Raw genomic sequence first — 14,821 nt, forward strand, 5'->3', positions numbered from 1 at the left:
TCCATCGTTATGAAAAATTTTACAATTTTTACAGCCTATGTCCTTGTGATATTTGCAGGATTATGGCATCATGAAATGTGGCGGGACGAACTCCAGGCCTGGAACCTGGTCCTGCACACAGTGAATCTGATTGACGTTTTCAGCAATACCCGATACGAGGGGCATCCCGTTCTGTGGTTCTACGTCATCTGGCCATTGGCACAGCTAACTTCCTCTCCTGTGGCCATTCAAGGCATTAATCTCATCATGGCGGCGGTTACGGCCTACCTTATTGTGTTTAAGAGCCCCTTCCGCGATTTTGAAAAAATCCTCATACTTTCCGGATATTATTTCCTGTACGAGTATTCGGTGATCAGCCGAAACTATATGATTGGTGTGATGCTTCTGCTGCTCATTGCATCGCTGTGGCATAAGAAAGATGCAGCCCTCGTGTTATCGGGCGTCCTGATTCTGCTGCTGTTTCAGACCAATGCTTTCATGGCTGCCATTGCCGCTGCCATATCACTGGTACTCTTGCTGCGGTTAAGCCGGCAAGGCAAACTGGAAACTTCCCAAAGTAAAGCATTCATGTGCATCATTACTGCCGGGGCGGCGTTGTTTGTTTTTACCACCCGTACACCGCACGACAGCTCGTACGCCAGCACATGGCACGTCACTTTTGATCCCGGGCGCTGTTCTGCGGTTCTGGGCAATGTGTTCAAAGGGCTTTTTCCGCTTTCCGACTTCACCAGGAATTTCTGGGAAGGGTATCACCTCATTCAAAATAATCATTTTCATGCGATAGCGGGCATTTTGTTGTGCGCTATTGTTTATTTCCTGTTCAGAAAATCCGTTTACTCATCGGTTTTCATTGTTGCAGCATTCGGGTTTATCATGGGGCTGATGTACCTCAAAATCATCGGACAACCCAGGCACTACGGACATTTTTCGATGGCTCTTCTTTTTGCTTACTGGATTGGTTACGATCAGGTTCCGGTCTATGCAAAACGTTTTTTGTGGGTTATTTTCAGCGTGCAGATGGTCCAGGGGGTCTTTGCCTACACCGTTGATCTGCAGTATCCTTTTTCGAACGGGAAAGAAGTTGCCGAATATATCAATCAGCGTTACGATCCAAAAGTACAGGTGGCCGGAGCTTACAACAACCTGTCCACAACCGTTGCCGGATACCTAGGCAGAGACATATACCTGCTGAACGACAAGCGCTTCTCGAATTACGTAATATGGAAGCAAAAATTCTGGAATCCCGATCTTTTCTTCATAAGTGACAGCGTATTGCTAAAACGCTTTCTTACAATGGTCAATACTAAAAAGAGCAATCTGCTGCTCATGGAGAAAGGTGCCGGGCAGTCGTTGCTGACCAAAATGAAAGAAGGGCAAAGTTTTATACTGTTGCAGAACCGGATGTTTTACAGAGTAACGTGCCTGAAAATTTTCAGAGGTGCCATCGTGTCTGACGAAGATTACTTATTAGTCACAGTAACACCACCCTAATGACTTTCTCCCTACCTTTGCGCCATGAAATTGAAAAATGACCTTATACTTCGGGCGGCGCGGGGTGAACAAACTGAACGCACGCCCGTATGGATGATGCGCCAGGCGGGACGGATCCTGGCGGAATACAGAGCTGTACGGGAAAAAGCCGGTAGTTTTATAAAACTGGCCACCACCCCTGAACTGGCTGCGGAAGTGACGGTTCAGCCGGTGGATTTATTAGGAGTTGATGCTGCCATCATTTTTTCGGACATACTGGTGGTACCCGAAGGAATGGGGCTTCCTTATGAAATGATTGAACAGCGGGGTCCTGTTTTTCCTCAAACCGTCCATACTCTTGGCGATCTTGAAAAACTGCGCATTGCTGACCCAGAAGAGCATTTGGGTTATGTGCTGGAAGCAATCCGGATCACAAAAAAGGCGCTTGATCACCGGGTTCCTCTGATCGGGTTTGCCGGTGCTCCGTTCACAATTTTTTGCTATATGACCGAGGGAAAAGGTTCTAAAACTTTTTCGGTTGCCAAGAAACACTTGTATACCGATCCCCTGTTTTCGCATGCATTACTTCAGAAAATTACCGATAGTACCATTGCTTACCTCAAAGCACAGATAGCAGCCGGGGCGGATCTGGTACAGCTGTTTGATTCCTGGGCGGGCATTCTTTCTCCTGAGCAATACCGTGAGTTTTCGCTTCCGTATATCAAACAGATCTGTGATTCTATTACCGAGGTGCCTGTCACGGTTTTTGCCAAAGGTGCCTTTTTTGCAAGAGAGGAAATAGGCCAGCTGAGCTGTTCGGTGGTTGGGCTGGACTGGAATATGGATATTTCGGAATCAAAAAAGCTAATTCCAGACAAAACGCTTCAGGGAAATCTGGACCCCTGTGTACTGTATGCTTCCTATGACCAGATCAGAACGGAGGTAAGGAAAATGATCGCGCAGTTCGGAACTCATCCCTACATTGCTAATCTGGGACATGGGGTATATCCGGACACAGACCCCGACAAGGTAAGGTGTTTTATAGAAACGGTGAAGGAGTATTCGGAAAAATAGGCGCTTTGTTATCCGGACTGCTAAAATCATAAAAACCTGCCCATGCAAAAGAATAAGTGTGTCTTCCTCGACCGGGACGGAGTCTTAAATGAAGACCTGGGGGATTATTTGTACAAGCTGGATCAACTCGTCATACCGTCCGGTGTACCCGAGGCACTAAGGATGTTGAAAAATGAGGGCTTTCTGCTCATTGTAATTACCAATCAGGCCGGAATAGCAAAAGGGCTTTACGGACCTGCAGAAGTATATGCCATTCATGAATATATGCAGCGGGTTTCGGGAAATGCGCTGGATGATATTTACTTTTCACCTCACCATCCTCTGTTTTCCGGGATGTCTCTTTCCAGAAAACCGGACTCGCTCCTGATTGAAAAAGCCATTGCAAAATATAATATTGACCCGGCTCAGTCCTGGATGATAGGAGACAGGGATCGGGATATGCAGGCAGGCAAAAAAATGGGGCTCAGCACCATACACATTCTCTCCGGTGCGGAAAGGCTTGCCGGAGACTATGCAGCAGAAAATTTATGGAGTGCAGTAAGTATTATTCTTCGGCAAAAAAATTAAGCTCTCTCGGTGTTCGCCGTGGCTGCTTTTTGTACCTTACCGTAAGCAGGACAGGCGTGCTTTGTGCAGGAAGAAAAAGCAAGTGCTCCGCAAATCACAAATAGTAAACCAAGTCTTTTCATTTTTCTTGTTTGTTAGATTTTTATACCGTTGTCACTTTCCCCGGCGGCAGTGGTAACCGCAAAGTTATAAAAAAGAATTCTTTGAATGATATCCCTTAGTATACCTAATAACGATCTCATTCAAAGAACTTTATATAAACGCTTAAATTTTTGTTTCAACCAATTCCTCTTCAAGGGCCTCGCCGGAAGTTTCGGCCGTATTTTTTACCACAGGGGCCACAAAGGAATCATCTTTAAATCCCAGAATACGCAGCATCGACTCGCTGTTCTGCTCATCTGCAAACACCCTTGTGTAAATTCTGCCCTCCTCATCCTTGTCAACCAGTACATGTTTGGGGGCCGGTATCAGGCAGTGTTGTATACCTCCGTACCCGCCCAGTGATTCCTGATAAGCTCCGGTATGGAAAAAACCGATATACTGCGGCTGGTCATCCTCAAAAATGGGCATATATAAATCAGCGCTGTGCATCTCACTGTTGTAGAAATCCTGCGAATCGCAGGTTAATCCCCCCAGGTTGACTTTTTGATACGGGCTGTCCCAGTTATTGATCGGCAGCATGATATACTTCTGGTTCATTCCCCAGGAGTCGGGAAGCTGGGTGATAAATGACCCGTTGATCATATACCATAGCTCTTTGTCGTTCTGAAGTTTTTTATCGATCACTTCGTAGATTACCGCTCCGCTTTCACCCACTGTATAACTCCCGAACTCCGTAAAAAGATGAGGTACCGGGACGTTATTCTTATTGCAGATCCACTGGATATTTTCAACGATTTCGTCTATCATCTGCTGATAGTCGTAGTTGGACTGCAGGGAAGTTTGTATCGGGAGCCCGCCACCTATATCAATAGAATCCAGGTCGGGGCAGATCTTCTTCATCTCACAATACTTGAACATGAAACGGGTAAGTTCACTCCAGTAATAAGCACTGTCTTTGATGCCCGTGTTGATGAAGAAGTGAAGCATTTTCAGCTTAAACTTCGGATTGGGAGCTATTTTATCCTTGTAAAGTTCCTGAACATCGTTGTACCGGATTCCCAGTCTGGAGGTATAAAAAGCAAAATTAGGCTCTTCGTCCGTAGCGATCCTGATGCCCAGATTTACGGAGTCCGCTGTCACCAGTTTCTCATAAGCCTCAATCTCTTTCAGGTTATCAAGAATGGGAATACAGTTGAAACCTTCATTGATGAGCTCACTCAGATACTGCGTGTAAAGGGGTCTTTTAAACCCGTTGGCAAGTACGAAGGTGTTCTTGCTCACTTTCCCGCGGCGGTACAGCTCCCGGATGATGGGGATATCAAAGGATGACGACGTTTCAAGGTGTATGTTATGCTTAAGAGCCTCTTCCAGCACAAAACTGAAATGGGAAGACTTGGTGCAATAGCAGTAGGTATAACTTCCTTTATAATTATGTCTTTTAAAAGCATTTCTAAAAAACATATTTGCATTCTCGATATGCTCTCCAATCTTTGGAAGATAGTTCAGTTTCAAAGGCGTACCATGTTCCTTGATGATATCCATCAGGGGTACATTGTTGAACAGCAACTGGTGATTATCAACGTTAAACTCCATGGTGGGAAACTCGAACGTCTGCTGAATCAGGTCAATGTAGCTTTTCATTTATGATTGTTTCGCGGTAGCTGTTTGTAAATTGTGATTAAAAATAACGGTTATCCTTCTCCTTTGTTGTTTCATAGCCAACATAACCCCGTTTTCAGAAAATTACTACCTAAAAACCAAAGTATCGTTTTCTAAAAAAGATCGGAAATTTGATCAGAAATTGTGTCTTTTCCAAACATCGGTATTTTATAAATCATTCCATCGCCAGAGAATTTTATCCTGGATTTTTGCCGGTTCACACGGCAAATCTTATGCTTAGTATTTTTTTGATTGTCCATGGACAAAAAGATGCCTTATATTTAGAGTCTGATAAAAGGATATTGGTTACCAATGGTAACATATTGACCTGTTACAGCATAAATATATCCTGGTAAAGTACAATTAAAAAATAGTAATCATTGTGTTATACCTGCATGCTATTCCTTATCTTGGACAGGTTTTGGGGATCAGACCGAAAACACCATCTTACTTTAATTTTATGCATTTCAGGATGTTATGAAATCATTAATTTATTCTCCTAAAAAATGGTAAGAAAAAATTATTGAAAATGATGATGAAAACTCTGAACAATTTTAAAGTTTTCTTGGTTTTTGTCGTAGAAAAACATAAGATTTGCTTTGTGAGAGAGAGAATCATCAAATCGGCCCTGTCGCTTTTCTGGCGATACGGCATTAAAAGTGTGACAATGGACGATATTGCCCATGATCTGGGGATATCTAAAAGGACTATTTACCAGCATTTCCCTGATAAGGAAGCTATTCTTGTCCTGGTAATTGAGCAGGAGCTGACTTCTCAAAAATGTGAAATGGAGAAACTTGGCGAAGCAGCGCCCAACCCCATAGACGAAATGCTGCGGGCCTCGGAACAGATACGTATATGTATGGTGAACATCAATCCTGTATTTTTATATGATTTGAAAAAGTATTACCCCAAAGCCTGGAATCTTTTTGCCGTATATAAGAATGATTTCATCCTGCGCGGAATCCGTGAAAACCTCCTCAGGGGAAAACACACCGGTTTGTACAGAGATGATATTGATGTGAATATACTCTCTATTTTACGCATTGAACAGATCGAGTTGGCCTTCGATCCTACAATATTTCCTCCGGATAAATTCAACATGACGGATTTGCAACTGGAATTCGTACAGCATTTTCTCAGGGGGGTTTTAAGCGAAAAAGGCCATCAGTACTATAACACCATTCAAAATAAATCAGTAATTGAATCTAACATTCCATGAAAAATGATCGAATGATTCGCAGTTGCCTCTTGGCAATTGTGTTACTTGTATCCATACATTCTACTTATGCACAGGACGGAGGGTACACAGTAAAAGAAGCCGTTGACTACGCGATCAAGCACAATCTGAATGTCAAAAACTCGCAGCTTGACGCATTGTCCGCAGAAGCAAAAATCGGGGAAGTTCGTGCAGCAGGCCTTCCGCAGGTTACCGCTAATGCCAGCATTACCGATAACCTGATCATTCAAAGGTTCTTCCTTCCGGCTAATTTTGCAGATCCCACCGCACCGGCAGATGCTCCTCCTGTGGCGCTTAAATTTGGGGTGAAATATCAGGGTAGTGCATCGGCTACCTGGAACCAGCTCCTGTTCAACGGTACCTATCTGGTAGGTCTCAAGGCTGCGGCCACCTATCGGGAACTGGCGCAGAAAAACGTGCAGCAATCGAAAATAACTGTCGCAGAGGCGGTTACCAAAGCCTATTATTCGGCACAGGTTGCAGAGGAAAGGGCCAAAGTACTGGACCTTAACATTACCCGGGTGGATTCGCTTATGCTCGAAACCAAAGCCATGAACCAGAGCGGATTTGTGGAACTGCTGGACGTAAACCGTCTCGAGGTGCAGATCAACAATCTGCGAACGGAACGCCAGCGCGTACAAAATCTGATAGAGTTGAGCTATGCCCTTTTGAAATATCAAATGGGAATGCCGCTGGATGAGCCTCTGCAGCTCAAGGACAAAATTGAGGATGTTGATGTGGAGTCAATTAAAACGGAAGTAGCACAGCCCCAGGTAAACTATACCAGCAGGATCGAATACTCGGTGCTGGCAACCCAGGGGAAACTGGCAGACCTGGATCTGAGAAGTATCCGCAGCGGTTATCTTCCCGTGGTATCGGCATCGGTTGGCTACGGACACAATAACGGGCGCGACAGCTTTGGCGATCTTTTCGGTTCCAAGTGGTTCAATAACTCAGTATTGAGTCTTAATCTGATGATACCTATTTTTGATGGTTTCAGCAAGAGATACCAGATTTCCCAGAAAAAAATTGCCCTGGATAAAGTGAAAGTGGGGCAGACATTACTAGAGCAGTCCATCGATTTTGAAGCAAAACAAGCCGCCATCAACATCAAAAATGCAGTGGCAACGCTTGAAACCCAGCAACGCAACCTGGATCTTGCCAAAGAGGTGGCGCGGGTGTCCAAAATCAAATACAAGGAAGGCGTCGGTTCCAACATAGAGGTAATCAATGCGGAGTCGTCCCTGAAAGAGTCACAAACCAACTATTTCGCGGCTTTGTACGATCTGGTTATAGCCAAAGTGGACCTGACAAAGGCTAAAGGCGAGCTTTATTCAGACACTCAGAACTGATTTTATAAAATTAACACCGAAACAAATTTTGAAACTGCTACTTATCAATCTCATGAAAAGACATATTCTAATACTGATGGCCGTAGCCTCTTTTCTTGCCTCCTGCTCAGGAGAGAAAAAGGATGGCCTGGCCGGAAAAAAAGAAGAGTTAGCCAAGCTTAAAACCGAACAGGGCGAAACCGAAAAGAAAATTAAAGCGCTGGAAATTGAAATTGCCAAACTGGATCCTAAAAAAGCAGGAGAAGCGAAGGTGAAACCTGTCACTGTGGCGCCGTTGGTCGCCGAAACCTTCCGCCATTATGTGGAGCTTCAGGGTACTGTGGATGCCAAAAACAGTGCGATGATCACCCCGAAAACGGGCGGTGCCGTTACGGCCATGTATGTAAAATTGGGTGATTATGTGAGTGCGGGAGGTGTAATCGGGAAGATCGACGACACGATTCTACGCGAGTCTATTGAGGAGCTGAAGACGCAACTCTCATTGATGAACACGCTTTACGACAAGCAAAAAAATCTCTGGGATCAGAAAATAGGAACCGAACTTCAATTCCTTCAGGCAAAAAACAATAAGGAATCACTTGAAAGGAAACTTACTACGCTTAACGCACAGCTGGCGCAATCGAAGATCATTTCTCCAATGGCGGGTGTGGTGGATCAGGTTAACGTGAAAGTAGGAGAACTGGCCTCTCCCGGCGTAGGGGTGGTTCGCATTGTGAACCTTAACGACCTCAAAGTAGTGGCCAAGGTATCGGATACCTACTCTGCCAGTGTAAAAAAAGGAGATGAGGTAATTATCAAGTTTCCTGACCTTAAGAAGGAATTTAAAGCACGGGTAACGTTTGTCGGTACTACGGTAGACCCTCTTTCCCGGACTTTCATTATTGAAGCCAGCCTGCCTTCATCAAAGGATATCAAACCAAATATGATGGCACAGGTGCAGATCAATGATGTTACCAGCAAAAATGCGTTAGTTATTGATCAGAATTACGTTCAGAGCACCGAAAAAGGCACAGTTGTGTATGTTGCCCAGACAGAAGGAAATAAAAAGGTGGCAAAGGCCAAGGAAGTAAAAACCGGCCTGAGCTATGACGGGAAAATAGAGATACTGGAAGGACTGGCTGCCGGAGATCAGATCATCACACTGGGTTACCAGGACGTTTCCGACGGACAACCCATATCGTATTAGGAAGGATTTGGAAATATAAGCTCGGGTATCACGGATGGATACCTCTGCTACTTTTTCCAACGCCCCGTAAAACTTTTAACTTTCATACCTATGAAATTTGACGAATATAAAACCCTTGGCTTTACCAACTGGTGCGTAGAAAACCGGACAACGGTGTACATCTTTACGTTCATCATTACCCTGGCCGGGTTCCTTGTCTATACCAATCTGCCGAAGGAACAATTTCCTGATATAAAGATACCTCAGATATACATCAATACCGTTTACTTTGGTACGGCTCCGGCTGATATTGAGAACACCATTAACAAACCGATAGAGAAACAGCTGAAGTCGCTGAACGGGGTTAAGAAAATCAAATCCAATGCCTTACAGGATGTATCGGTAATCCTCGTGGAATTTACCCCGGATGTCGCCGTTGAAGTTGCGCTTCAGCGCGTACGGGATGCTGTGGATAAAGCAAAAACGGATTTGCCACAAAATCTGGACTCTGGGCCCACCGCTCAGGATGTTAACTTCTCGGAATTTCCGATCATGAACGTCAACATCGCGGGGAATTATTCTCTTAAACAATTGAAACAATATGCAGAGGATCTGCAGGACGGAATTGAGGCATTGCCCGAAATTACACGGGTAGACATCCTGGGTGCGCTGAACAGGGAAATCCAGATCAACGTGGATCTTCCGCGTATGCAATCTACGGGCCTTACTTTTTATGACGTACAAACGGCCGTTCAGGGAGAGAACATCAACATTTCGGGAGGTGAACTGAATGTGGATGGCGTTCGCCGGACCTTGCGTGTAAAAGGGGAGTATACCAATGTTGCGGATATGTCCAATATCCGGATCAGAACCGGTACGGGGGCAACCGTGCGCCTGGGAGATGTGGCCGACGTAGTGGACAACTTTGAAGAGCAGCAGGATTTTGCACGCCTGACGGGCAAGCCTGTTATTACCCTCAACGTGATCAAACGTTCTGGAGAAAACCTGGTGGATGCCTCTGATAAAATTGAGAATCTGATTGCAGAATATAAGGAAAACCGTTTTCCCTCAGGGCTGGATATTAAGATTACGGCGGATCAGTCCATCCAGACCCGCGCCGACCTCCATGACCTGATCAACACCGTTGTACTGGGTTTTATCTTCGTGGTAATGGTCCTTATGTTTTTCATGGGTGTACGTGATGCCATATTTGTCGGGCTGTCCGTACCACTGTCTGCTTTGGTGGCCTTTGTGATGATGCCACTCATCGGACCGATCGTCGGTACTGAATTTACCCTGAACACCATTGTTCTTTTTGCATTTTTGCTGGGGATCGGCCTTGTAGTGGATGACGCCATTGTGGTAATTGAAAACACCCACCGGCTTTTTAATCAGCACCGCGACTGGACCATCCAGCAGGCTGTGAAAGCAGCGGCAGGGGAGGTGTTTATACCGGTACTTTCCGGAACGCTCACCACCATTGCTCCGTTTTTCCCATTGCTTTTCTGGACAGGTATAGTCGGGGAATTCATGAAATTTATGCCGCTGACGCTCATCATTACGCTGGGTGCATCGCTCTTTGTTGCTTATGTGATGAACCCGGTATTTGCCGTATCATTCATGGGACGGCATGAAGACGAAAAGGAAGCGCATGATACCAGTTTTAAGGCTATTCGCAGGCCGATGATCATTCTGGCAGTGGCAGCAGCATTGGGATACTTAATTGACCGAGGTGTTGGGAATTTCTTTATTTTCCTCATCATTTTGTATGCCTTCAATCATTATATCCTTACCCCCCGAATTCTGGTACCGTTCCAGGATAAGCTTTTACCGGAGCTGAAAATAAATTATCGTAAACTAATCAGCTGGCTGCTCGTAGGCTGGCGCCCGGTTGTGCTGGTACTGTCCATGCTGGTTCTGTTTGTTTTCTCGCTTGTGCTGACCGGCATTGTGCAGCCAAAAGTACTTTTCTTCCCAAGTGGTGAGCCGGATTATGTGTATGTATACACCAAAATGCCGATTGGAACGGATGCCAATGTGACCGACTCGGTTACCAAAGTAATAGAGAAAAGAGTATTTGATGTCCTGGAAAAAGAAAAAGCCATGGACATGGTGAACTCCGTGATTGCCAATGTGGGTAAAAATGCGGGTGATCCCTATGCGCCAGATCGTTCAGCTACCCCTCACAAATCCAAAGTTACTGTTGCGTTTGTATATGGTACCGAAAGGGGCGGGCGTTCGTCCCAGGCCATACTGGCCAAAATAAGGGAAGCGGTTTCGGGCATTCCCGGCGCCGAAATTTCCGTGGAACGCGAAGCTGTGGGGCCTCCTACCGGAAAACCAATTTCTATTGAAATTTCGGGAGATGATTTTACGATACTTCAGAAACTGGAAAAGACAGTACTTAAAAAAGTCCAGGATTCGGGTATTGAAGGGATAGACCAGCTCCGTTCGGACTTGGTAACCAACAAACCTGAAATAGTAATAGATATCGACCGTGAAAAAGCACAGCGTGAAGGGATCAGTTCGCAACAGATAGCTATGGCTGTAAGGACCGGGCTTTTTGGTTTTGAAGTTTCCAAGTTCCGCGACGATAAAGACGAGTACCCGATCATGGTCCGTCTGAAAAAGGACGACCGCGAGCAAATTGAAAAACTGTTGAGCCTGAATGTGGTGTACCGGGATATGAATATGAACGGAGCCCTGCGGCAGGTACCGATTACCTCCGTTGCAAACATCCGCTATTCAACTACTTTCAGCCAGATCAATCGCCAGGACCAGAGGAGGATCGTAACCCTGGGGTCGGATGTATTACCAGGTTACAATGCCAATGAAATTGTAGCCCAGATCCAGACACTGGTTGAAGATATGGACGTACCCAACGGATATACTATCAAAATGGGTGGAGAGCAGGAAGAGCAGCAAGCTTCCATGATGTTCCTCGTAGGCGCATTAGGAGCAGCCATCCTGATGATCTACCTGATCCTTGCGACGCAGTTTAACTCTGTTGTGAAGCCGATGATTATTTTCTTTACCATCCTGTTATCCATTATCGGGGTATTGTTAGGCTTCATCATTTTCAACCGCGACTTCTCGATCATCATGTCTGGTGTGGGTATCATCGCCCTGGCCGGTATCGTTGTGAAAAACGGTATCCTTCTCATTGAGTTTATCGAGGAATTACGTGAGCGGGGATATCCCATGCGGGAGGCCATTATTGAAGGTGGGACCATCAGGCTAACACCCGTGCTGTTGACAGCCTCCGCAGCCATCTTAGGCCTGGTACCGCTTGCACTGGGTATCACAGTAGATTTCGTCGGACTCTTTCAGGATCTGTCGCCGCACCTCATCGTTGGCGGCCCAAGCGCAGTTTTCTGGAACATATTGGCCTGGACGATTATTTACGGGCTAAGCTTCTCCACCATACTGACATTGGTGATTGTACCATGCCTTTATTACATCAATGAAAAAGTACGGGATAAGTGGTTTAGAAAGAGTAAAGAAGTGGTAAATCCCAACTGGCAAAACGAGACAATCTGATTTCGTTTGCATCGTTAGCCACGATGCCCATTTCTGTTCAAAGATTTTTGTTTCAGAAATGGGCATTTTTGCAAAAGATTCTTACATTTGCAACCCGAAAGCATTCGGGATGTAGCGCAGTTGGGGACGCCCAGTCCGGTAGTGCACTGGAATGGGGTGAATTCAAGTTAGCTAAACAAATACGGGATGTAGCGCAGCTCGGTAGCGTACTTGCATGGGGTGCAAGAGGTCGCAGGTTCAAATCCTGTCATCCCGACAAAAGCCTGGTCAGAAATGATCGGGCTTTTTAGTTTAAAATATCCAGGTGATTGAAGGGGTGGGCGCCCCCGTTCCAATCCTGGCATCCGTCAGCAACTGCGAAATCGCCGCGAGCAACTGTGAAACGAAAACGAGTGCTTTAGGTGGACTGAGGTATTTAGGAGGATTTTCATTGGGCTGGGGCTTTAGTAAGTACGTGGTGGTTGGTTACGCCTGGGGAGATGGGTGTTCAAATTTTTCTTCCAGGGAGGAAATGTGCTCTTGTTTACTACTGGCAATTGTTTTTTATTTAATTCTGCTATTTTTACATAACCAAATGTAACTCGGATCATGAACCTACCGGGAATTAAAACAGAATATACAGCCAAAGGCCAGGTAAAACGTGTAGTGATCAATGGCTCCACGAAGTCGGAACTCGTAGAGGATCTGCTTGACATCATTGCCTACGAGGAAGCCAAGCAGGCTGATACCGGCGAACGACATAGCTGGGATGATGTGAAGGAAGAAATGGAGAAAAAGCACAAAACTGCCAAATGAGGTATAAGGTAATCGTTACCTCAAAAGTTCTGAAGTACATAAAAAAGCTGTCGGCACGTGATTACAAAATTGTTGCCAATGCACTCGAAGGACTGGCGGCTGATCCCTACGCAGGCGATGTCAAAAAAATGAAAGCCTACGACCACACATTTCGAAAGCGAGCCGGCAATTATCGGATTATTTATGAGATAAATGGCGATATACTATTAGTAGATGTGCTGGACATCGGTGACCGGAAGAACATATATGAATAGAAAGGCATTATCATCCCAGCCCTTTTACGAGACAGGTCCCGTTCAAAAATCCTCCTTTTTTGTGCAATCCAAAGCGCGCCGCACAGGCAGCATAGCGTCAGCAGCCAGGTTATAGTAGATTCTGTGTCTTAATACGTTGGTCGAAGAATAATGTAACAGGGTCATTTCAAGTCGTACTTTCGCTTTATTCGAATCGTAAACCTATATTAGCAGCTACATATCCAATCTACTACTTTACGAAATATTCGCGTGATCAAGTTAATCCTCCAAACCCCGAAGCAAACACTCAACAAGGCTTTCCTGAAACAGCGGCCACTTCGAAAGGAGATTGACCTCTTTAAGGAGAACTGGATCAAGTTGTTGGGGAAGGTGGATGAAATAGAACGTGAGGAGAACCAGAAGAACAACATCCGTGATTTTTGGGGCGACGAGCATGACCCAGCGTTTGAGGACGCTCATTGAAAGGAACCTTTAGGGCCGTGAAGTCATCATTAGTTTTGACAGCTCATCGGGCAGGTTCTTTCAAAAAGCCTGCAGGATGTCCCAATATACCCGCATCATTTCAGAATGAAAACTCTGCCCTCGCCTGAGGCCTGTTGAAGTTTTCCTGATTTTCCAAGCCTGCCAGAGTCACCCAAAATGGTCTACTTCATTGGAAGTTTTCGATCCCCGTAATGAACAAATGGAGCATTGGACGTCAGGAGTGTGCACTGCCTGGCTGGAAGAGAAACAAGACTGATGGATCGCTTGCTATTCTGTCCTGCAGGTGGTGAAATAAAAATACAGATCACCGTTCGTCTTTGTGAGTGCTTGTCGGTACCGAAAGGACAGTGATGTCGAGGTGCATGTCTAAATATTTTTTAAAATTTTTATAAAAAATAGGATTAAAATACCTCATTTCAGCCATTAGTATATAGAGGGGTGTTCTTTCGCGACGATGGCGGGGAAGATGCTTTACAGGATCAAGTATTTGATTGACGTTGTCTAATTAACGGTGGCTAGTGGCTTCACAAATGTTGGATATTGAACTTTGGAATGAATTTCGCGGCGGGTGCCAGGAAGCTTTTCAGCGGCTCTATCAGCTTTATGCGCGTGACCTGCTGAATTATGGATACAAGGTAACCGGTAATACTCAGCTCATCGAGGATAGTATTCATGACCTCTTCATAGAATTGTGGCAGCAGCGTAATAACCTGGGTGAAACCGATTCAATTAAATTCTATCTGTTTCGTTCGCTGCGTAATAGAATAAACCACAGTCAGCGCAAAGACCTTTTTTACAATACCACCGACCTTAACAACGCCTGGGGGAGCCCCGATGATTTTTTGATCGAAAGCCATCTGATCGAAGCAGAAGAGAAGGAAATACTCCTGCAACAGCTTCGCAGCAGTTACGGGCTGCTAAGCCCAAGACAGCAGCAAGCGCTCAATCTGAGGTTTTATATGCATTTCAGTAATGAGGAGATTGCGCGGATCATGGGTATTAATTACCAGTCTGCCTGCAAGTTTATCTATTCAGGATTGAAATCCCTGCGTGAGGCAGTAAGAATATTAAGCATCCTGCTCGTGTTCGGGGAAATCTGATCTGGCAGCCGTTTTTTTAT

The 14,821-nt window shown here is 45.3% G+C and carries 12 protein-coding genes and 1 tRNA gene; 12 read left to right on the forward strand and 1 reads right to left on the reverse strand.

Annotation, left to right across the window (positions count from 1 at the left end; all coding sequences use genetic code 11):
* Positions 1-9: 9 nt before the first annotated feature.
* From KOE27_RS00140 to KOE27_RS00150, 3 genes are read left to right on the forward strand one after another with little or no spacing between them, the layout of a single operon-like run.
* Positions 10-1,491 carry a hypothetical protein gene (locus KOE27_RS00140; RefSeq protein WP_215236863.1) on the forward strand — a complete coding sequence of 494 codons (1,482 nt, stop codon included), beginning with the start codon at positions 10-12 and terminating at the stop codon, positions 1,489-1,491.
* A gap of 24 nt (positions 1,492-1,515) precedes the next feature.
* The gene (gene hemE / locus KOE27_RS00145; protein WP_215236864.1) at positions 1,516-2,544 is read left to right on the forward strand and encodes a uroporphyrinogen decarboxylase; all 1,029 of its coding nucleotides are present in this window, start codon (positions 1,516-1,518) and stop codon (positions 2,542-2,544) included.
* 42 nt (positions 2,545-2,586) lie between these two features.
* A complete protein-coding gene (locus tag KOE27_RS00150; protein ID WP_215236865.1) occupies positions 2,587-3,111 on the forward strand; it encodes a D-glycero-alpha-D-manno-heptose-1,7-bisphosphate 7-phosphatase in 525 nt (174 codons plus the stop codon).
* A 264-nt stretch (positions 3,112-3,375) separates the two neighbouring features.
* On the opposite strand, the gene KOE27_RS00155 is transcribed toward KOE27_RS00150, so the two are convergent.
* Complete coding sequence (locus KOE27_RS00155) at positions 3,376-4,854, reverse strand: type III PLP-dependent enzyme domain-containing protein (protein WP_229252560.1); 1,479 nt, start codon at positions 4,852-4,854, stop codon at positions 3,376-3,378.
* 619 nt (positions 4,855-5,473) lie between these two features.
* Here KOE27_RS00155 and KOE27_RS00160 point away from each other — a divergent pair.
* The 9 genes from KOE27_RS00160 (at position 5,474) to KOE27_RS00200 (ending at position 14,801) form a co-directional block, all read left to right on the forward strand.
* Complete coding sequence (locus KOE27_RS00160) at positions 5,474-6,094, forward strand: TetR/AcrR family transcriptional regulator (RefSeq protein WP_229252561.1); 621 nt, start codon at positions 5,474-5,476, stop codon at positions 6,092-6,094.
* Positions 6,091-7,464, forward strand: a complete 1,374-nt coding sequence (locus KOE27_RS00165; RefSeq protein WP_229252562.1) for a TolC family protein — start codon at positions 6,091-6,093, stop codon at positions 7,462-7,464. The genes KOE27_RS00160 and KOE27_RS00165 overlap by 4 nt, the downstream gene beginning before the upstream one ends.
* A gap of 52 nt (positions 7,465-7,516) precedes the next feature.
* Entirely contained in the window at positions 7,517-8,650 is a 1,134-nt protein-coding gene (locus tag KOE27_RS00170) for an efflux RND transporter periplasmic adaptor subunit (protein ID WP_215236866.1), read from the forward strand.
* Between the two features lie 90 nt (positions 8,651-8,740).
* Complete coding sequence (locus tag KOE27_RS00175) at positions 8,741-12,169, forward strand: efflux RND transporter permease subunit (RefSeq protein ID WP_215236867.1); 3,429 nt, start codon at positions 8,741-8,743, stop codon at positions 12,167-12,169.
* Positions 12,170-12,351: 182 nt separating this feature from the next.
* A tRNA-Pro gene (locus tag KOE27_RS00180) sits at positions 12,352-12,425 on the forward strand.
* Between the two features lie 332 nt (positions 12,426-12,757).
* Positions 12,758-12,964: a hypothetical protein gene (locus KOE27_RS00185; protein WP_215236868.1), complete on the forward strand. Its 207-nt coding sequence runs from the start codon at positions 12,758-12,760 to the stop codon at positions 12,962-12,964.
* Positions 12,961-13,218: a type II toxin-antitoxin system RelE family toxin gene (locus KOE27_RS00190; RefSeq protein ID WP_215236869.1), complete on the forward strand. Its 258-nt coding sequence runs from the start codon at positions 12,961-12,963 to the stop codon at positions 13,216-13,218. The genes KOE27_RS00185 and KOE27_RS00190 overlap by 4 nt, the downstream gene beginning before the upstream one ends.
* Before the next feature lie 249 nt (positions 13,219-13,467).
* Positions 13,468-13,680 carry a DUF7149 domain-containing protein gene (locus KOE27_RS00195; RefSeq protein WP_215236870.1) on the forward strand — a complete coding sequence of 71 codons (213 nt, stop codon included), beginning with the start codon at positions 13,468-13,470 and terminating at the stop codon, positions 13,678-13,680.
* A gap of 551 nt (positions 13,681-14,231) precedes the next feature.
* Positions 14,232-14,801: an RNA polymerase sigma factor gene (locus KOE27_RS00200; protein ID WP_215236871.1), complete on the forward strand. Its 570-nt coding sequence runs from the start codon at positions 14,232-14,234 to the stop codon at positions 14,799-14,801.
* The last annotated feature ends 20 nt before the right edge of the window (positions 14,802-14,821 follow it).

Origin of the sequence: Dyadobacter sp. CECT 9275, from assembly GCF_907164905.1 — a bacterium.
Classification (GTDB): Bacteria; Bacteroidota; Bacteroidia; order Cytophagales; family Spirosomataceae; genus Dyadobacter; species Dyadobacter helix.